We start from the raw sequence: 19,610 nt of genomic DNA, 5'->3' as shown, positions 1-19,610 counted from the left end.
CTACGCGCTCAATTTTCCACTTCTGCAATATATGCTTTGAAAATAGGCAGACTGTTTAAGATTTGTGGTATAATAATATTCAATTCAACATTTTCTCCCCAAAACAGTTTACCAACTTGCAAAGGAGATGTATACAGTGATTGCAGAAGTATTTTTTGTGTCAATTATTGCAGGATTTGTAGGTTCTCTTCTGGGAATTGGTGGTGGGCTTATTGTCATCCCATTTTTGTCAATTGTGTTCAAGTTTAATATGCACCAGGCTGCTGCAGCCGGGCTTGTGTCAGTCATTGCAACATCGTCTGGTGCTGCATCTGCCTATGTCAAAGACAGGCTTACTCATCTTAGAATAGGAATGTTCTTGCAGCTTGCAACAGTTATTGGTGGTGTACTCGGAGCAATTCTGAGTGGTTTTTTGCCAGCAAAAGTGTTGTCGCTCATATTTGGAATTCTGCTTTTATACAATTCATTTTTGATGATAAAAAATAGAAAGTCTGATGAAAAGCCACAACCATCAAGCCTTCAAATATCCAAATGGGCAAAGAAATTAAAACTTTATGGAAGCTATTTTGATAAGATTCAAAACAAAGAAATAGAATACAGTGCACAAAATATTACAGGTGGCTTTCTGATGATGACACTCGCAGGGATACTTTCAGGGCTTTTGGGCATTGGCAGCGGTATTTTTAAGGTTTTAGCTCTTGACACCATAATGAAACTGCCTTTCAAGGTTTCAACTGCAACAAGCAATTTCATGATGGGTGTGACTGCTCTGGCCAGTATTAGCATATATCTTGCAAGAGGCGATATTGTGTATGATGCATGTGGGGCTGTTGCAGTTGGCGTGCTTGTAGGTTCTGCAATAGGTGCGCGGCTTATGCCTTACATAAAATCAAAGTACCTTCGCATAGCATTTGCCCTGATTTTAATTTATACCTCTATTGAAATGATTAGAAAGGGGCTGTTTTAGATGGAAAATAAAAAAATAGCAGCAATGGAAGATATAATAAGTATTGTTTTGAGAGCTGGAGTGCTGCTTAGTATAACTGTTATCTGTGCAGGGCTTTTTATGCACATTGTGCTAAAGCTTGCTGCGGGGAGCCTGATTATAAAAATAGGGCTTTATATTCTTTTTCTGACTCCTTTTGCAAGGCTTGTTGTCTCTCTTTTTATCTTCCTTATAGAAAAAGATTTGATATACTTTGCCATTACGTTGGCTATAATTGTGATTATAGTGGTAAGCAACCTGCTTGTATCAGCTAAAATGTGAAGTCTTCTGAAGAAAGGATGGTAAAAAGATGATACCACTATGGGAAAATCAAAATGATATTCCTCTTTTTGACCCTGCAAACCCGTTTGTGCCTCATCTTGTGCCTTACATACCTGAAAGTAGCAAGCAGCTACCTTGCATAATTGTCTTTCCTGGTGGTGGGTACACACACAGAGCACAGCACGAGTCAGAACCCGTTTGTCTTTGGCTAAACTCAATCGGAATTTCAGCATTTGTACTAAACTACAGAGTACAGCCTTACAAACACCCTGCTCCTCTTTTGGATGCAAAAAGAGCAATTCGACTTGTAAGATACTTTTCTAAGAAGTGGAATATTGACCCAAACAGAATTGGTGTTTTAGGATTTTCTGCAGGTGGGCACTTGGCATCTTTGGTTGGCACACACTTTGACAGTGGCGACAAGAAAAATGATGACCCTGTTGAAAGAGTTTCCTGCAGACCTGACTGTATGGTCCTGTGCTATCCCGTTATAAGCCTTGCTGAGTTTGCCCACGAAGGCAGCAAAAAAGCTCTGCTTGGTGAAAACCCCGACCCAGTTTTGGTGTGGACACTTTCATCACACAACATGGTTTCAAGCAAAACACCACCAACATTCTTGTGGCATACAAGCGATGATAGTAGCGTACCTGTCGAAAACTCTCTTTTGTTTGCAATGGCTCTAAAAAAACACGGGGTACCGTTCGAGCTTCACATTTTCCCTCACGGAAGACACGGACTTGGTCTTGCCAGCGACACTTTATATGTTAAAGAGTGGACAAAACTCTGCGAAAAATGGTTTGAAAGCATAGGGTTTATAGGATATAATGTTTGATAAGAGAAGATGTAATTTAGAATTTAAAAGAAAGGGATTGTAAATGCTTCTTAGAAAAGAAGGAAGAAGAGCTCAAAAAAAGTTAATCAAGGAAAACAGGCTTTTAGATGCTGCGTACAGCCTTTTTATTGAAAAGGGAATAACAGCCACTGCAATAGATGAAATTGTTAAAAAAGCTGGCGTTGCAAAGGGAACTTTTTATCTTTATTTCAAGGACAAAGAGGATATCCTGGAAAAGTTAATTCTCAAAAAAAGTAGCGAGATTGTCAAAAAAGCATTGCAGGAAGTCTCAAGCAAAGAATTTCCTTCGCCTGTTGACAAATTCTTGTTTTTTCTTGAGTACATTATAGATTATCTTAGTAAAAACAGAGTGCTATTTAGATTCTTAAAAAAGGATTTTTCATGGGTGTTTTATAAAAAGATTACCGAAAACGACCAGCTTGTTGAGATCAAAAAAGCAAAAGAGATGTTTTTGAAAAACCTCAATACAAACTATTCTCAAGAAGAACTTGAAATGGTAATCTTTATGATACTTGAACTTGTAAGCTCACTCACTTACTCGAGCATTGTCAACAGCGAGCCTGCTCCAATCGAAAAGGTAAAACCACTTCTTCTGGCCACAATTCGAAAAATTCTTGAAAATTGAATTTCACAATTTTTTAATTTCATTTCACAATCTTTTCACAATTTGTTCACACACCATCTCTTTTTTTGCCTTATAATAGATATTACAAAAACTGCACAGAAGGAGCTTGATTGACAGCAATGGACACAGCCTTGATTTCAAATGAGACAAAGATTATAAAATCAATGTTTGCACTTGGCACAGACATTCATTTTATTTTTTATCAGCCAAACTTTGAAAGTGCATTTGACAGAGCCTACAGTCTTATTTTAGATATGGAAAATAAATTGTCCATTTTTAAGCCGAAGAGTTTGATATCAAAATTGAACAGATATGGAAATTATATCCCCATAAAAGTCTGCCCAGAGGTTTATCAGCTTATCAAAAAGTCGGTTGAGTACAGCGTACTTTCAGAAGGCTATTTTGATATAACAGTAAAAAGACTTATGGACCTTTGGAAAGAGGCAAAACAAAAAAATCAGATGCCAGCAAAAGAAGAAGTAGAACTTGCTCTTCTTTATACAGGCTCAGAAAACATACAACTTTTATCAAACTATAGAGTAAAGCTTAAAAACAAAGTCAAACTTGACTTTGGAGCTATTGCCAAAGGCTTTCTTGCAGACAAAATACGTGAGATTTTTGAACAGGAAGGTATAAATTCAGCAATTGTCGACCTTGGCGGGCATATATTGACAGTTGGGAAAAAACATGATGAGAGCCTTTGGAAGGTGGGAATTCGTCATCCTTTTAAAACAAGAGAAGATGTGCTGGGTTTTTTAGAGCTTGGCAGTATTTCAGTTGTAACTTCTGCAAGTTATGAGAGGTATTTTACCATTGACAGTAAAAAACTTTCACACATAATCAATCCAAAAACAGGCTTTCCTGCAAAAGATGACATTGCAAGTATAACCGTTGTTGACACAAACTCGACATTTGCAGATGCGATATCAACTGCTCTTTTTGCTATGGGATTTAAAAAGGCCATAAATTTCATACAGGACAGCAAGACCACTGAAGCTGTGGTTGTCACCCCTTTCCGTGAAATATATATAACACCATCGCTTGCACAAAGGTTTACCCTGTGTGACAGCTCATTTAGAGTTATCAAGACAAATGAGGTGATTGTTCTGTGACAAAAAAGGTAATGCCAACACAAATACTAAGGTTTTTTATCCAGCTTATTTCATTTATTTTCTTTCCTCTTTCTTTTGCAATGCTTCTTTCTCAAATAAAAAGCCTGTATTTAGCCTTCTTGGGCAAGGAAAACTTTCAATTTAACCAGAACTTTATAATGCTTATTGTAACCCTGATTATCACAATCTTTTTGGGAAGGTTTTTTTGCGGCTGGGTATGTGCATTTGGAAGCATTTTGGAATGGATATATTTTTTGGGTAAGAAAATCTTTAAAAAGACATTTGAAATGCCTAAAAAATTAGATGACCTTCTTAAAATGATAAAATACCTTGTGCTTATATACCTTATTGTAATGGTATGGACGTTTGGAAAAACTTTTTATGCTGACCCCTGGGATTCCTTTGACAACCTGCTTTCTTTGAATTTTGATATAAAGACATACTTGCCAAGCTTTGTATTTTTCGTGTTTGTATTAATATTGAGCCTTTTTGTAAACAGAGCCCATTGCAGATACTTCTGCCCACTTGGTGCAATCTTCAATATAATCTCCAGAGCAAAGCTTTTATTTGTCAAAAAGGCAGACAAAAACTGTGGAAAGTGCAGTATATGTAATAGCACGTGCCCAATGGGAATAGATATGAATAATGTTGAAAATTACAAAGGTGAGTGCATAGCGTGTGTAAAATGCGTTGAAAGCTGTCCAAGATTTAATATTCAGCTGAACATCGCAAAGACCAAAATAGACCCACGGTATACTTCCGCCGCAGCCATTGCAGGCGTGTTTTCAGTTGCAAGCTTTTTTGCTACTGCTTCTTCTATTGAACCATTGAATCAAAAAATTACATCTTTAAAACCTTCAACAACTTTTTCGCAGAGTACTCAATCTGAAAATAACTTGGATTTTCAAGAAAATCAAACTGAATCAGAAAATACAAGTCTTGCTACACAAAATTCTCAGGAATTCAATACACAAAAATCTGCCTCTAAAATTTACAAAGATGGAACATATACAGGCGAAGGTTTTGGATACAGACCAGGGCTTGTTGTTCAGGTTACAATCAAAAACGATAAAATTACAGATATTCAAATAATCTCTCATCACGAAACACCAAGCTTTGCACAGCTGCCATTTGAGATTATTCCTAAGGAAATAATAGAGTCTCAGTCAACAAATGTTGATATTATCTCTGGTGCGACAAGAACGTCTTATGGTATTATCATGGCAGTTGAAGATGCACTCAGTAAGGCAAAGATTGAAAATACTGAATCGGCACAAAATTAAAAAGCACACGGGCTGCTCAAAATTAAGAGGGTTTAGCAGCCCATTTTGTTTTTTATTTTCAGCATACCCACGGACGATTAAAGGTTTCTATACTCACTAAATATTCTGCAAAACTTCTCTGTTTAAACTCAATGTTTTCAATCCGCAAAACAGGAAAAATACCTGCTATGCTGCTTGTAATAAAGCACTCATCCATATTCTTAATATCTTCTATTTTCAAATAAGCCTTCTTTACCATGTATCCTAATTTCTCTGATACCCTTATCACCTGTTTTCTTACAACACCTGGAAGCAGTCCGCACAAAACGTGAGGTGTGTAAATAACCTTATCTTTTCTGAAAAAGATGTTGGCAAACGCTGCCTCGCATATAAAATCATCTTGATTGAGAAAAAGACAGCTGTCAAATCCTTTTCTCTTGGCACTTTTTTCTTCTATCAAATTGACACCTATATTGGTAGTTTTTATATAGTTTAGTATATTAGCTTTATCTTTTCTTGTCCGTGCGATTTTTAGCTCAAAACCTTTTTGGAAAAGTTCTTTGCTATACCTTATTTCCTTTTGCTCTAAAATCAAATTGCCATCAACATATAAAATCCTCACCCCACCATAATCTTTCCCACAACAAGCTATATACCTCTCTAAAGTCTCCTTGAACTTTTCAAACTCCAAATCAAACCTAAGCCCAAGTATCCAGAAAGCTCTTTTAAATCTTACAAAGTGTTCATACAAAAAATGCGCACCCTTTTTGTCAAAATAGATTGTTTCGAAAGGAAATAACCCAAAGCCATATGACCGGAAAAACTCTTCCAAATTTTGAACCTCCTTTTCAAGCACCTGCAAAATCATTTATTCCCAAAATTTCTAAAAACGGCCTCCCTTTGTGGATTGTTTCCCACCATTCATCCTCTTCTTGAGAGTCCCATACAATTCCGCCGCCAACACTAAAGTATGCTGTGTTATCTTCTACAACAAGCGTTCTTATTGCAATGTTAAAATCCATGTTGAAATTATTTGAGATATAACCAATAGAGCCGCAGTATATCCCTCGCGGACACTTTTCAAGCTCCTCTATAATCTTTATAGCATTCAGCTTTGGTGCACCTGTTATTGACCCGCCTGGAAAGGTTGCTTCAATTATCCTTTTTAAATCCATTCCCCTTAAGAGCTTTCCCTTTATGGTGGAGACAAGATGAAAAACTGTTGAATATTCTTCAATATCAAAGAGTTTTTCAACCTCAATGGACTCTGGCAAACATATCTTTGCAAAGTCGTTTCTCTCAAGGTCAACAATCATCAAAAGCTCTGACCTGCACTTTATATCGTTATATAATCCATCTTTCAAAGCTCTGTCTTCTTCCGGGGTTTTCCCGCGCTTAGATGTACCTTTTATTGGTTTGGTTACAATAGTATCCCCTCTTTTTCTCAAAAAAAGTTCAGGCGATGTTGATATTATGGATGCTTTCGGAAGTTTTATATACGCATGGTAACTACCATAGTTTCTTTTTCTGAGGTCAAAATACAAAAAGTCAGGGTCAAATACACCTTTTACAAAAAACCGCTGTGAAAGATTTACTTGGTAAACATCACCCTCAAAAATATAATCCTTTATTCTTTTCACTGCCTGCATGTATTCCGACTTTTCAAAGTTGCACCAGGCTCTTTCAACCCAAGACTCTTTAAAGCTTGGCAGGACAAGGTTTTCACTTTTCAGTATCCCTTCAAATTCCCTTGCCAAGGCTTTGGATGTAAAAGAAGCATATGTCTTTTTTTCAAAGTGGTCAATGACCACAAAATCTTCAAAATACCCAAAGAATGCTTTGGGTACAAAAGAGGTATCTTTTCTCCTTTCAACTTCAAAAAGGTCAACACCAAAGTTATAAGAAAAGTATCCTGCAAAACCCCCATTGAAGACAAAGTCAGAAGGGTTATGTTTTCTTGCTACTTTGTTTGAAAGTTGGTTTAAATATTCAAAAACATCATCGTCTTCACTCAAGATATAAACTTCCTTGGGCTTTAAAAACAAAAAAGAATATCTCCCATATCTTCTACTCAGCATACTGCTCTCAAGCAAAACTGAAAAGTCGCTTTTCAAATGACAAAAAATCAAAAATGGGTCAGGTACTATGTTGTAAACTAAAATCTGCACTTTTAATTCTCACCCTTTTAAAAAGTTTTTAAGCATCAAAAGCCCCTGCTGCGTCGCAATTGACTCGGGATGAAACTGCACACCTTCTATTTTAAATCTTTTGTGTCTTATACCCATAACCTCTCCCTCTTGCGACGTTGCTGTGACGGTAAGTTGTAGAGTGTCAATATCATCTATTACAAGAGAGTGGTATCGCACAACGCGCAGAGGGTTTTTGAGGTTTTCAAATACTCCTTTTTGGTCATGAAATATTGTATCCACAATCCCGTGCATAGGTCTTTTTGCTTTTTTTAGTTTTGCTCCAAAGAACATGCCAATTGCCTGATGTCCAAGACATACACCAAGAATACTTTTTGTCTCTTTAAACTTATCTATGATTTCAAACAAAATCTTATCGTTGGAAGGCCGTCCTGGTCCAGGAGAAAGGACAATGTGAGTAGGGTTTAGCTGCAGGATTTTTTCTATGGTAATCTTATCTCTGTTTATCACAGTGGTAGACACCTTGAGTCTTAAAAAATAGTTGTAGAGATTATACGTAAACGAATCAAAATTGTCAACAATCAAGACCTTCATTGCAAAAACACCCTCTTTAGCTTGCCGGAGACTATCTTTGATAGTATCCTTTTTGATACCTTATATCAAAAAAGTGCATTCTTGTACTCTTCCACTTTTCACTATTATACTATAACTTGCAAAACCACACATCAACATTTTGCAACCTTCTGTTAAAATTGAGCTATTCACAAATCTCAAAAAAGGATTATAATTTTACTTACCCGAAAATTTTGAAAGGAGTTGAAAAGGGAAAATGGCAAAATCAAAGGTGTATTTCACAGACTTTAAAACCAAACCAGGGTATAATATGCTTGATAAGCTTGAAAACCTTGTGAAAAAGGCAGGGATTGAAACAATCGATTTTAAAAACAAGTTTGTTGCTATCAAGGTACACTTTGGAGAACCTGGAAACCTTGCGTATATAAGACCAAACTACGTTGCAAGGATTGTAAAACTCGTCAAAAGCCTTGGCGGGAAACCGTTTGTCACAGATGCAAACACACTTTACACAGGAAGAAGAAGCAACGCTTTAGACCACTTAGAAGCTGCGTATGAAAATGGATTTAACCCTCTTGTGCTTGGCTGTCATGTAATCATCGCAGATGGTCTGAAAGGAACAGAGTACAGAGAGATTGAAGTGAACCTCAAGCATACACAAAAAGCAAAGATTGGATCTGCCATTGCAGATGCTGATATTATAATCTCAATGAACCACTTTAAAGGTCATGAGATGACAGGGTTTGGTGGTGCTATCAAAAACATTGGAATGGGTTCTGGTTCTCGCGGCGGAAAGCTTTTTATGCACTCATCCTCAAAGCCTGTTATAAAGGTTTCAAAATGTGTCGGGTGTGGAATGTGCGTCAAAAGCTGTGCGCAGCTTGCTATAACTTTGAATGAGAAGAAAAAAGCAGTTATTGACTATGAAAAGTGTGTTGGATGTGGTCAGTGCGTTGCTGTGTGCCAGTTCGGTGCAGCAACAGTCAACTGGGATGAGGCAGCGTCAATCGCAAGCGAGAAGATTGCTGAGTATGCGTATGCAGTTTTAAAGGATAAGCCTCATTTTCACATAAATTTTGTCATGAATATTTCACCTGACTGTGACTGCTGGTCACACAACGATATCCCTGTTGCACCAGACATTGGTATTGCAGCGTCATTTGACCCTGTTGCGCTTGACAAGGCATGTGTTGACCTTGTAAATAACTCTACGTTCACACCAGCTGGCTCTGTATTTGAAAAGGCAAAACACATAGAGGTTGATGGTAAGATTGATAGGTTCAAGAGCATTCATCCTGACACGGACTGGAGAGTTGCACTAAAGCATGCTCAAGAGATTGGACTTGGAAGTTTGGAGTATGAGCTTGTGAAGGTATAGACATTCTTCCTTGCCAAACTGCCGCTTTTCTGGTATGATAAAAATCATAATAAAAAAATAAAATTAAAAAAAGCTGAATTCCTGTGTAAAAAAAAGCACAGGATAGGGGGGACCCACTTTTTTGGGGTGAATCAAGGCATTTTTGCCTTGTAGGGCAAATGTCCCTTTCTGCCCGAACCCGTCAGCTAACCCCCGAAGCTTTGAAAGGGAGGTTATTGTTTTATGAATGTTAAGTTCAATCAAAAGACTCACATTCTCGAGATTGAGTATCAGTTCAGGGACATTGAGGAGCCAAATCTTTTTAGGAACATCTATCCTTACAATGAGGTACCAAGGCTTGTTTTTAACCACAGAATTGTGCCAATGAATGTTCCTGAGCGGCTTTACATCACAGACACAACCTTCAGAGACGGCCAACAGTCACGCTCACCCTACACTGTTGAGCAAATCTGTAGGATTTATGACTACTTGCATGAGCTTGACAATGGAAGCGGTGTTATTCTTCACACAGAGTTCTTTGTCTACTCAAAGCAGGACAAGGAAGCAGTTTTAAAGTGTTTAGAAAAAGGCTATGATTTTCCAAAAGTGACTGCTTGGATTCGTGCAAAAAAAGAGGACTTTGAGATTGTAAAGAGCCTTGGTATCAAGGAAACAGGAATACTTGTCTCATGTTCTGACTATCACATTTTCAAAAAACTAAGGATGACAAGAAGTCAGGCAATGAAGCAGTACTTAGAGATTGTGTCGGCAGCTTTAGAGGCAGGAGTAATTCCAAGATGCCATTTTGAAGACATCACACGTGCAGACTTTTATGGGTTTGTTCTGCCATTTATCAACGAGCTTATGAAACTTTCAAAACAGGCAAACATGCCTGTGAAAATCAGAGCTTGTGACACGCTGGGGCTTGGCTCACCCATCCCTGGTGTTGCTCTGCCAAGAAGCGTTCCACAGATAATCTATGGCATTGTGAACTACGGTGAAGTGCCATCTGAGTGGCTTGAGTGGCACGGTCACAACGATTTTTACAAGGCAGTAATAAACTCAACAATGGCATGGCTATACGGTGCTTCAATGGTAAACACATCACTTTTGGGAATAGGTGAGCGGACTGGCAACACTCCCTTAGAGGCAATGGTGATGGAATATATTCAGATAAGAGGGTCAGCAGACGGCATGAACGTTGCTGTAATATCTGAGATTGCTGATTATTTCAAAAAAGAAATCGGGTATGAGATTCCTCCAATGACGCCTTTTGTTGGTGAGAACTTTAACGCAACACGGGCTGGAATTCATGCAGATGGGCTTATGAAAGATGAGGAGATTTACAATATATTTGATACAGGAAAGATTCTGGGAAGGCCTCCTAAGGTGATTATAGATGCATACTCAGGCATTGCAGGAATTGTAATCTGGATAAACAGGTACTTCAAAGATAGCGGCATTGACATCCAGGTTGATAAAAAAGACCCAAGAGTTCAAAAGGTCAAAGAGTGGGTAGACAATCAATATGAAAATGGAAGAAATACATCTATAAGCGATGAAGAGTTAAAAGAGGTTGTAAGTAGAATATTTGGACTGTAAAAAAACAAGCAAGGCTGCCATTTGAAAACGGCAGCCTTGTGTTGTGTATATCACAACCTTTTTGTGCTGGGGGAGTTCAAAAAAACTTTATTTCTGTCCGTACTTGGTCATGTACCTCTCATGAGCTCTTTTTACCTCTTCAGGTGGGATCTCGATAGGCTCGCCCATCATCTTTGCAATAAACACTGTTTTTGCCACATCTTCAACCATAACAGCCGCTTTAACTGCCTCATCAACTGTCTTGCCTATTGTAAAAACTCCATGGTTCTGAAGAAGGATTGCGGGTGAGTCTCCTATATACTCCACTATCACCTTGCCTATGTCCTCACCACCAATCTGAGCATACGGTCCACACGGAATCTCACAGCCAAACTCATCGGCAATTGCTGTCAGATACACTTTAATGGGCTGGCCCAGCGCTGCAAATGCTGTTGCATAGTTAGAATGTGTATGGACAACAGCATTTATGTGTGGCATGTGTTTGTATACATAAAGATGTGTGAGGGTGTCTGTTGATGGTTTTAAACTTCCTTCAACAACATTTCCGTCCATGTCAACCACAACCATCTTATCAGGTGTCAAATCGTCGTACATAACACCGGATGGTTTTATGACAACAAGGTTTGTCTCAGGGTCGCGAGCTGAGACATTGCCAGATGTCCATGTGACAAGGCCATATTTTGGAAGATACAAATTATATTTGCAAACAAGCTCTTTCAGATTTTCCAACATACTTATAGCCCTCCTTTTGTGGAATTTCTAAAGATAATCTCGCATTCAACCTCTTCTTTAACACCTCTTCTGCTCTTCTTTATCATGGCAACTGCTGCTTTTGCTGCCATCTCTCCAAGCTTTTCTTTCGGGTGCTCAACTGTTGTGAGCTTTATATCTGTCAGTGTAGAAAGAAGTGAATTGTCATATCCCGTAACTGATATATCCTGAGGAATTCTAAATCCCATTTCTTTTAGCTTTACACAAAGAGGAAGAGCAATCTTGTCGTTGTAGCAAACGGCTGCATCAAATCTTTCTCTTGATATGACTTCAGCAGCTCTATTATGAACAAAATTATACTCCTCACTTGTAAAAAAGATTGCATCAAACTCTGCCTGTGCCTCCTTGCACGCTTTCTCAAAACCACTGTATCTTTTTATCCCCTGCAAATCGTCGCCTTTGAAAATACCTAGAAGCTTTTTGCAACCGCTTTTTATAAGACTGGTTGTGAGCTTGTAAACTGCTGATTGGTCTTTGGTTATTATGTAGTTTTGAGCAATGCCTTCTAAAATAGTGTTGATGAAAATCACAGGAATGTCTTTTTGTATAAGTTTTCTGTAAAGCTCTTGATTTTTGGAAGGCAAGGCACTTTTTGTCGGCTCTATTATGACAGCATCTATGTTTGGGTTGTTTATTATACTCTCCAAATGATACCTTTCAAATTCGTAGCTGTTGTCAGTCGAAAACAGCAAAAGACCATACCCTTCATGTGCTATCACCTTTTCAATTCCTCTTATAATCAGGGGAAAGATGTAGTCGGATATAAATGTTGTCAGAACAGCAATGCATTTAGAGCTGTCGGCAGTTTTCTTTGCAACAAACGTACCTCTTCCTTTTTGAGAAACAAGAAGTCCCTCAAATTCGAGCTCCATTATAGCTCTTCTTACCGTGTGCCGCGAAACTTTGAATTTTCGTGACAGCATATTCTCTGAATAAATCTTCTCGCCCTCTTTGAACTTGCCAGAGCTAATCCCTTCAATAATGAAATCTTTTATAATCTCATATTTGGTTTTGCTCATCTTATCATCATCTTGTCCATACAAGTTTATTTTTATCATACCACTTAAAAATTTTTAAATCAATACCATTATTTAACTTGCAGGCCACCCCTAAAAAGCAAAGGAAGTTTTAAAAGGGCAGCCTGCTTTTGAAGGGTTAAAAGATTTAAAAGCTTTACATCCTTGAAACTTCTTCTTTTATCTCTTTTAGCCTCTTCATCACATCATTTGCTCCACGGCCAAAGTAGTCGTGAAGAATTCTGTATTCTCTGTAGAGTTTTTTGTAAATCTCGTGGTTTTGCGGATTTGGTTTGTAAGAATAGTCTTTTAGTTTTGCCATCTTCTTTGCAGCCTCGAATATGCTGTCATACCCACCTCTTTCTTTTCCTGCAGCAACTGCACCAAACATTGCAGAACCGAGTGCTGGAGTCTGAGGTGATGCTGACACTTTTATCTCAAGCCCTGTCACATCAGCATAAATCTGCATCAAAAGCTCGTCTTTTTCAGCAATTCCACCGCACGCATAAAGCTCTCTTACCTCAACGCCATGCTCATTGAAGTTGTCAATTATTATCTTTGTGCCGTACGCCGTTGCCTCAATCAGTGCCCTGTACATCTCCTCTGGCTTTGTTGTGAGTGTCATGCCAAGCATCATTCCTGTCAGGTCTGCATCAACCAAGATTGACCTGTTACCATTCCACCAGTCAAGTGCCAAAAGACCGCTCTGACCAGGTTTTAGAGCCTTTGCTTTTTCTTTGAGTAGCTGATAGATATTTAGTCCTTTTTGCTTTGCTTCATCATAGTATATTGGTGGCACGCAGTTTTCAACAAACCATTCAAAATGGTCTCCAACACAGCTCTGACCCGCCTCATACCCATAAAAACCAGGCAAAATTCCATCTTCAACGTACCCGCAAATACCAGGCACCATCTTCTCTTCGTTCCACAAAAGCATGTGGCATGTAGATGTTCCGATTATCATTAGCATCTTGCCAATATCAGTAATCCCAACAGCAGGAACTGATACATGAGCATCCACATTTGCAATTGCAACAGCTGTCCCAGGATTGAGTCCCATTAGCTTGGCCATTTCTTCTGTGAGCTCTCCAGCTTTCTGCCCAATGGGGTATATATCACGTGAAAGCTTTTCATCAACAACATTTTCAAGCCTTGGATGAAGTGCTTTGAAAAACTCTTTTGAAGGATATCCTTCCCTCTTGCTCCAGATAGCTTTATATCCTGCTGTGCATGAGTTTCTCTTCTCAACACCTGTCATCTTAAATACAATCCAGTCAGCAGCTTCTATAAACTTGTCCGCCTCTTCATACACCTCAGGTGCTTCTTCTAAAATCTGCATGATCTTAGGGAAAAGCCATTCTGATGAAATCTTTCCGCCATATCTTTGTAAAAACTTCTCTCCTCGCTCTTGTGCTATTCTATTTAGCCTATTTGCATACTTTTGAGCAGCATGGTGTTTCCACAGCTTAACATAGGCATGAGGATTTGATTTGAACTTGGAAAGCTCACAAAGCGGTGTCCCATCCTTTTTGATAGGAAGCATTGTGCAGGCTGTAAAGTCAATTCCTATTCCAATCACATCGTCTTTAGAAACTCCTGCTTTTTTCAAGATATCTGGAACAGTTGTTGCCAAGACTTCTATATAATCCTGTGGATGTTGAAGTGCCCAGTCGTGAGGAAGTTTTGTGCCATCTGGCAAACTTTCGTCCATAACTCCGTGAGTGTACTCTTTCACACTTGTGGCAACCTCTTCACCTGTCTCAACATTTACTAGCACTGCCCTTCCTGACTGTGTTCCAAAATCAATTCCTATGCTGAACTTTGCCATAAAAATCCCCCTTTTCTCCTTTGCTTGTGCATACATGTTTCTTTAAAAATATAGTAGCATATATGCAAAAAGAACAAAAGAGAAGGAGTGAAAAAAGTTGTACGTGAACAATTTCACATCCTTCTCTTTTAGAGCCTAAAATATTCGGGATTTAACACAAGTATAACATTTCCTTCATAGTCAATAGTTGTCCCCAAAAGGAGCTTGTTTTTTTCCAGTGCTTTTGGAAGTGGTTTTAAAACAAATTCCTCATTTTGCATAAGTTTATCTACACATACTGCTATCTTTACACCTTTGACATTTAAAATCACAACAGAAAGTTCACCATCTTTTACAAACCTTTTGATAACATCTTCATTGCATAAATCTTCTTGATACAGCACGTACGAAATAGGGTAAAGAGGAATTGGCTCATCTCTTACATCAATGAGAAGCTTGTCTACACAACCATACACATTTTTTACATTTATCTTTACAGTTTCTTCAACATACTCAAATGGAATTATAAATTTTTGTGAATTGTAAACAACTACAATGCCCTGAGAGACGGCAGCAGTTGTCGGAATCTCAAGGATGAACTTGCTTCCCTTCCCTTCCTCTGTTATAACTTCAACTTTTCCTTTTAAGGACTCTACGATGTTTTTCACAACGTCCATACCTACACCTCTGCCAGAAATCTCATCTGCCACATCCTTGGTAGAAAAACCAGGTTCAAATATCAGCTTTATAGCCTCATCTGCAGTTAAACTACCCGCTTGTTCTTCTGATATAATTCCTTTTTCTACTGCTTTTCGTATAATCTTGCCAATATCCATTCCCCTGCCATCATCAGATATCTCTATAACAATGTTCTGTCCCTTATAATACGAAATAAGTTCTACTTTTCCATGTTCTGGCTTGCCCAATTTCTTTCTTTCAGAAGCATCTTCAATGCCATGGTCTATGCAGTTTCTTATTATATGCATAAGAGGTTCGCTCAGTTTTTCTGCTATGCCTTTGTCTATAACCACGTCGCCACAAGTGTACGAAAATTTTACCTTTCTCCTTGTCTTTTTAGCAGTTTCTCTTATAAGCCTGTTAAACCTCTTTACCACCATCTCAAAAGGAATCATTCTAATTTTCATTATGTGGTCCTGAAGAATCTCAGAAGTCCTTTGGATAGAACGGAAAAGTTCACTGAATCTCTTTGAAAGGTCCATATCGTACTTTTCAAGCTCTTTTACAAGATAATAGAATGTACTTTTGGTTGTTATAATCTCACCAACAAGCCCCAGCATCTCATCAATTTTTTCATAGCTTATTTTTACCTCGTTCAGCTCTGCAGACAATGCTGATGTTGTTGAGGCAATTACCTGTTCAATAGTATCTTTCCTATCAAGTTGATTACTTGATGCATCCTGCAGACCTTGTTCTTCATTTGTAAAACTCTCTTCCTCAACAAATTCTATTTCTCTTTCTCTACCTTCACTCACACTTTGAGCCTTCAAAATCTCCCTGTTTATGAGTTCTTCTTTTTCCTTTGCAAACAAATCTAAATCAAATTCCTCTTCAACCTCAATATATCCCTTTTCAGCTTTACGTTCATCACCTATTTTAAAAACAACTCTTTTTATTATATCGCTGCCTTTTAACAAAAAATCAATAACATCACTGCTCACTTTTATTGTCTTATTCCTGATCTTTGCTAACACATCTTCAATAATTTGACAGAGCAATGTAAATTCACCCATGCCTTCAAAAAAACCTGATAATCCTTTCATAGAATGATATTTCCTAAAAAGACTATTGACAAGCTCTTCATCATCTTTTCTTTCCTCTAATGCCAGTATCTCCGCTTCTATGTTGTTGAGATACTCATTTGACTCTGATAAAAAATCCTCCAGAATTTCAAGTTCATCCTCTTTTACCATAACTCTCATCAAATCACCATCCGCTTTCGCACTCTTTATAGTAGAAAAAGGAATCGTTTATCCTTCTTACACTGAATCTATCAGAAAGTCTGCCAACAGATTCTGAATGACCTAAAAATAGATATCCTCCACAGTTTAAAATCTCATACATCTTATCGATGACCTTTTTCCTTTGCTCATCACCGAAATAGATAAGCACATTTCTGCAAAAGACAAAATCTGATTTGGAAAAAATAAAATACTTGCTAAAATCAACTAAATTGTGATGTAAAAACTTTATGTTCCTTTTTAGTTCTTCTTTAATTTGGAATTTGCCTTCTTTTGTAATATCAAAATATTTATTCAAATAATAATGGTGGACAAATCGAACATTTCTCGCTTCATACACGCCTTTTTCTGCTGCCCCAAGCGCATTAGTATCTATGTCAGATGCATATATTTCATACAAAAAATCTTTTTCTAAAAACTCACTTAGGATAATAGCAATGGTATATGCTTCATCACCTGTTGCACATCCCGCAACCCAGATTTTTATTTTATTTTCTCCACTTTTCCTCTTAAATTCAACAACCTCAGGCAGTATTACTTCTGCAAAAGCTTTCAGCTGCTCGAATTCTCTGAAAAAATATGTTTCATTGACAGTCAAAAAATTTATAAAGTTCTGAAGTTCCCTGTCGTTTGTTATGAGGTTATAATAAAAATGATTTAAATCCTTTATAGCACCCTCATTTATCAGTATTTGAATCTTCTGCAAAATCATGTTTGCTTTTTGCTCATTTATCAATATTCCGGTTCTTTCCAATACAAGCTTTTTTATTTTGTCAATCGAAGCGGCATCAATATCTTGCTTCATAAACTACTCTTTCCTCCATACGCTTATATTAACACCTATCGTTCCTTTATCTGTTGCAAACTTTATATCCACAGCCTCATACCTTGTCATCATTATATAAATTTCATTACCCATCACAAGAGTTGGAGGAGTGATGTCTACCCTTTCACCTCCAAGATCAGCAGACATGTTGTTTGCAATATAGGCAGACAGCATATTACCAAGCTCCAAAATGGTACTCCTTGCCATTGGGTCGTCTAAGGTGTTCAAAAAACCTCCTGTCATAATATTCACAAGCTCTTCAGCTATAAACTCATTTAACCCCACAATCACATACCCATTTACCTTTCCCAAGAAACCTATGGTAACATTTACAGGATAATCACTTTCACTGTTTTCTTTCCTTTGATAAAAAGAAAGCCTTATATCACTTACACCGAACTGCTGCAGAATTGACGTCACTGCATTCTTGACAGCTTCAATAACGCTCTCATTCACCTTTTATCTTCCCCTTTCAAACCCAACCTCTATGAACATTTTTCCATGCTCAAATACATTCTCTATCCTTTTTCTTTCTATCTTCGGTGAAACAATGAGCATATTCTCGCCAAGAAAAATGGAAGGAGGAGTTGGACGCAATCCGATATTATAGCTTTTTTTGAACTCAACCAATGTATTTCCTACAATCATGTTGAAAATTTCGTATGACACATCAAGCATATCACTGTTTGTCGCAACATCTTGGTCATAAACTGATTTTACAAGATGTGTGGAAAGGTTAAAATCAACTCCAATTATAACTCTTCCCTTCATATCGCCCATTACACCCAAAACTCCAACAACACCAGAGTATTGAAATTCATCTAACTCAGGCACAAATTCTTTGCCATCTTTTGCTGCAAGACCAAAATTTTGTAACAAAAGACTTTTAGCAACATCATCGGCTATTTTCAAAACCTCATCTATCACTTTCTTGCCCTCCAAATGCCAAATTTATAGCCTTTTGAATATCCTCGCTTTTGAAAGGCTTTTTTATAATTGTCACAATATTTGATGTATCAGTAACATTTAAAAGTTCCTTATCCCCTATTGCGCTCAAGAACACAACCTTGCACGATTTGTCTTTTTCACAAATCTTGTTGTATGCCGCATCACCTTCTAACACCGGCATTGTAACATCCATAAAAATCAAATCCGGCTTTAACTCAAAATACTTCTCAATAGCTTCCTGCCCGTTTGTTGCACAGTAGCAAACTTCATGTCCTAACTTTTCAATTTCTTTTTTAAGAAGCTTGTGAATCATAGGTGAGTCATCAACTATCATAATCCTTTTCATGACCTTTTACACCCTCCTTTTTCAGTCCTCTTCTCCAACAAGCTCAATCAGTTTTTCTGCAATCTTGTATGATGGAAGCACATAATCCGCACCGCCTCGCAAAATTGCCTCGCGCGGCATCCCAAATACTATTGCAGTCTCTTCAGACTCTGCAATGGTAACCCCACCGCTTTGTCTTATTTTTACCATTGCATCAGCACCGTCATCGCCCATGCCTGTCATGAGCACTCCTATAGTATTCTCCTTAAACTTTTCCAGCACTGACAACATACAAACATCTACAGACGGCATGAACCTGTGCTCAGGCTTTTGTGTGAGTCTTATTCTCAAATCGTCAATGCTACTGCCATATAAAGTAAGATGATATCCGCCTTTCCCGACATAGCACTTTGACTTTTCCACCTTCATTCCAGCTGACGCTTCTACAACTTCAAGTTGAGAGTTTTCGTTCAATCTTTTTGCATACTGAGCAGTAAAGGTAGGTGGCATGTGCTGGATCAAAAAAACACAGGCGTTTAAATTCGCCGGAAGATAAGGTATAACATCCATAATTGTCTTTGGTCCACCAGTTGATATTCCTATTACAATGGCTTTAGACGGTTTTTGCCCCAAAGGTTGAGTAGATGGTGGTGTTTTTTGGGATACTTTAAATGAAGCTTTTTTGACAAATGCTTTCTTCACTACAAACTTGTGAGAAGATGCAGCTGCAGCTTTGACCTTTTCTATTATATCTTGTTTTACCTTATCAATATCAAGTGAGATAGTTCCACCCGGTTTTGGAACAAAATCAAATGCTCCCATCTCAAGAGCTTTTAATGTAATCTCTGCACCTTCTTGGGTAAGAGAGGATACCATCACAACAGGTGCAATCTTTTTCTGCATCAAAATCTTCAATGCGGTAAGCCCATCCATCCTCGGCATGTTAATATCAAGAGTTATTACATCAGGCAAAAACTCTTCAGCCTTTCTGATGGCATCCTCTCCATCTCTTGCAGTTGCAACAACCTCAATATCAGGGTCACTTTCTAAAATCTCTGTCAACTTTTTTCGCATGAAAGCTGAGTCGTCAACAACCAAAACTCTTATCATGAAAATTCATTCTCCTCACTTCGGCATGGT

Annotated in this window: 20 protein-coding genes and 1 riboswitch; of the genes, 8 read left to right on the top strand and 12 right to left on the bottom strand. The window is 38.0% G+C overall.

The genetic code is table 11. From position 1 onward, the window contains the following. The first annotated feature begins 136 nt into the window (after window positions 1-136). From OTK01_RS02610 to OTK01_RS02585, 6 genes are all read left to right on the top strand, one after another. The gene (locus tag OTK01_RS02610; protein ID WP_029228364.1) at window positions 137-967 is read left to right on the top strand and encodes a sulfite exporter TauE/SafE family protein; all 831 of its coding nucleotides are present in this window, start codon (window positions 137-139) and stop codon (window positions 965-967) included. Further along, a complete protein-coding gene (locus OTK01_RS02605) occupies window positions 968-1,267 on the top strand; it encodes a DUF1634 domain-containing protein (protein ID WP_029228363.1) in 300 nt (99 codons plus the stop codon). Window positions 1,268-1,295: 28 nt separating this feature from the next. Next, window positions 1,296-2,099 carry an alpha/beta hydrolase gene (locus OTK01_RS02600; protein WP_029228362.1) on the top strand — a complete coding sequence of 268 codons (804 nt, stop codon included), beginning with the start codon at window positions 1,296-1,298 and terminating at the stop codon, window positions 2,097-2,099. Window positions 2,100-2,142: 43 nt separating this feature from the next. Beyond that, on the top strand, window positions 2,143-2,745 hold the full coding sequence (locus OTK01_RS02595) for a TetR/AcrR family transcriptional regulator (protein ID WP_029228361.1): 603 nt from the start codon (window positions 2,143-2,145) through the stop codon (window positions 2,743-2,745). 119 nt (window positions 2,746-2,864) lie between these two features. Beyond that, window positions 2,865-3,857, top strand: a complete 993-nt coding sequence (locus OTK01_RS02590; protein WP_029228360.1) for an FAD:protein FMN transferase — start codon at window positions 2,865-2,867, stop codon at window positions 3,855-3,857. After that, window positions 3,854-5,140, top strand: coding sequence for a 4Fe-4S binding protein (locus tag OTK01_RS02585; RefSeq protein ID WP_029228359.1), 1,287 nt, complete (start codon window positions 3,854-3,856; stop codon window positions 5,138-5,140). The genes OTK01_RS02590 and OTK01_RS02585 overlap by 4 nt, the downstream gene beginning before the upstream one ends. A gap of 58 nt (window positions 5,141-5,198) precedes the next feature. On the opposite strand, the gene OTK01_RS02580 is transcribed toward OTK01_RS02585, so the two are convergent. The 3 genes from OTK01_RS02580 to OTK01_RS02570 are packed head-to-tail and all read right to left on the bottom strand — an operon-like array spanning window position 5,199 to window position 7,860. Continuing rightward, window positions 5,199-5,951 (bottom strand): aminotransferase class IV, encoded by a 753-nt coding sequence (locus tag OTK01_RS02580; protein ID WP_029228358.1) that lies wholly within the window; start codon window positions 5,949-5,951, stop codon window positions 5,199-5,201. A gap of 16 nt (window positions 5,952-5,967) precedes the next feature. Next, window positions 5,968-7,287, bottom strand: coding sequence for an aminodeoxychorismate synthase component I (gene pabB / locus OTK01_RS02575; RefSeq protein WP_029228357.1), 1,320 nt, complete (start codon window positions 7,285-7,287; stop codon window positions 5,968-5,970). A gap of 9 nt (window positions 7,288-7,296) precedes the next feature. Continuing rightward, window positions 7,297-7,860: an anthranilate synthase component II gene (locus tag OTK01_RS02570; RefSeq protein WP_029228356.1), complete on the bottom strand. Its 564-nt coding sequence runs from the start codon at window positions 7,858-7,860 to the stop codon at window positions 7,297-7,299. Between the two features lie 235 nt (window positions 7,861-8,095). Between OTK01_RS02570 and OTK01_RS02565 the strand changes: the two genes are divergently transcribed. After that, a complete protein-coding gene (locus tag OTK01_RS02565; RefSeq protein ID WP_029228355.1) occupies window positions 8,096-9,217 on the top strand; it encodes a DUF362 domain-containing protein in 1,122 nt (373 codons plus the stop codon). A gap of 61 nt (window positions 9,218-9,278) precedes the next feature. Further along, window positions 9,279-9,433: riboswitch (cyclic di-AMP (ydaO/yuaA leader) on the top strand. 6 nt (window positions 9,434-9,439) lie between these two features. Continuing rightward, the gene (locus OTK01_RS02560; protein WP_029228354.1) at window positions 9,440-10,798 is read left to right on the top strand and encodes a beta/alpha barrel domain-containing protein; all 1,359 of its coding nucleotides are present in this window, start codon (window positions 9,440-9,442) and stop codon (window positions 10,796-10,798) included. An 87-nt stretch (window positions 10,799-10,885) separates the two neighbouring features. Here OTK01_RS02560 and OTK01_RS02555 read toward each other — a convergent pair whose 3' ends face one another. The 9 genes from OTK01_RS02555 to OTK01_RS02515 form a co-directional block, all read right to left on the bottom strand. Further along, window positions 10,886-11,530, bottom strand: a complete 645-nt coding sequence (locus OTK01_RS02555) for an L-ribulose-5-phosphate 4-epimerase (RefSeq protein ID WP_029228353.1) — start codon at window positions 11,528-11,530, stop codon at window positions 10,886-10,888. A gap of 2 nt (window positions 11,531-11,532) precedes the next feature. After that, window positions 11,533-12,627, bottom strand: coding sequence for a GntR family transcriptional regulator (locus tag OTK01_RS02550; protein WP_029228352.1), 1,095 nt, complete (start codon window positions 12,625-12,627; stop codon window positions 11,533-11,535). A gap of 115 nt (window positions 12,628-12,742) precedes the next feature. Then, a complete protein-coding gene (locus OTK01_RS02545; RefSeq protein ID WP_029228351.1) occupies window positions 12,743-14,413 on the bottom strand; it encodes a ribulokinase in 1,671 nt (556 codons plus the stop codon). Window positions 14,414-14,541: 128 nt separating this feature from the next. Continuing rightward, entirely contained in the window at window positions 14,542-16,332 is a 1,791-nt protein-coding gene (locus OTK01_RS02540) for a chemotaxis protein CheA (protein ID WP_029228350.1), read from the bottom strand. Between the two features lie 4 nt (window positions 16,333-16,336). After that, entirely contained in the window at window positions 16,337-17,176 is an 840-nt protein-coding gene (locus OTK01_RS02535) for a CheR family methyltransferase (protein ID WP_029228349.1), read from the bottom strand. A 3-nt stretch (window positions 17,177-17,179) separates the two neighbouring features. Further along, the gene (locus OTK01_RS02530) at window positions 17,180-17,653 is read right to left on the bottom strand and encodes a chemotaxis protein CheX (protein WP_029228348.1); all 474 of its coding nucleotides are present in this window, start codon (window positions 17,651-17,653) and stop codon (window positions 17,180-17,182) included. Window positions 17,654-17,656: 3 nt separating this feature from the next. Continuing rightward, window positions 17,657-18,124: a chemotaxis protein CheX gene (locus OTK01_RS02525; RefSeq protein WP_029228347.1), complete on the bottom strand. Its 468-nt coding sequence runs from the start codon at window positions 18,122-18,124 to the stop codon at window positions 17,657-17,659. Next, window positions 18,114-18,491 (bottom strand): response regulator, encoded by a 378-nt coding sequence (locus tag OTK01_RS02520; protein ID WP_029228346.1) that lies wholly within the window; start codon window positions 18,489-18,491, stop codon window positions 18,114-18,116. Before OTK01_RS02520 ends, OTK01_RS02525 begins: the two co-directional genes overlap by 11 nt. Window positions 18,492-18,512: 21 nt before the next feature. Further along, on the bottom strand, window positions 18,513-19,580 hold the full coding sequence (locus OTK01_RS02515) for a protein-glutamate methylesterase/protein-glutamine glutaminase (RefSeq protein WP_029228345.1): 1,068 nt from the start codon (window positions 19,578-19,580) through the stop codon (window positions 18,513-18,515). Window positions 19,581-19,610: the final 30 nt, after the last annotated feature.

Source organism: Caldicellulosiruptor acetigenus (assembly GCF_026914305.1).
GTDB classification, from domain to species: domain Bacteria; phylum Bacillota; class Thermoanaerobacteria; order Caldicellulosiruptorales; family Caldicellulosiruptoraceae; genus Caldicellulosiruptor; species Caldicellulosiruptor acetigenus.
The sequence above is the reverse complement of the archived record's forward strand: the minus strand, read 5'-3'. Positions and strand labels throughout refer to the sequence as shown.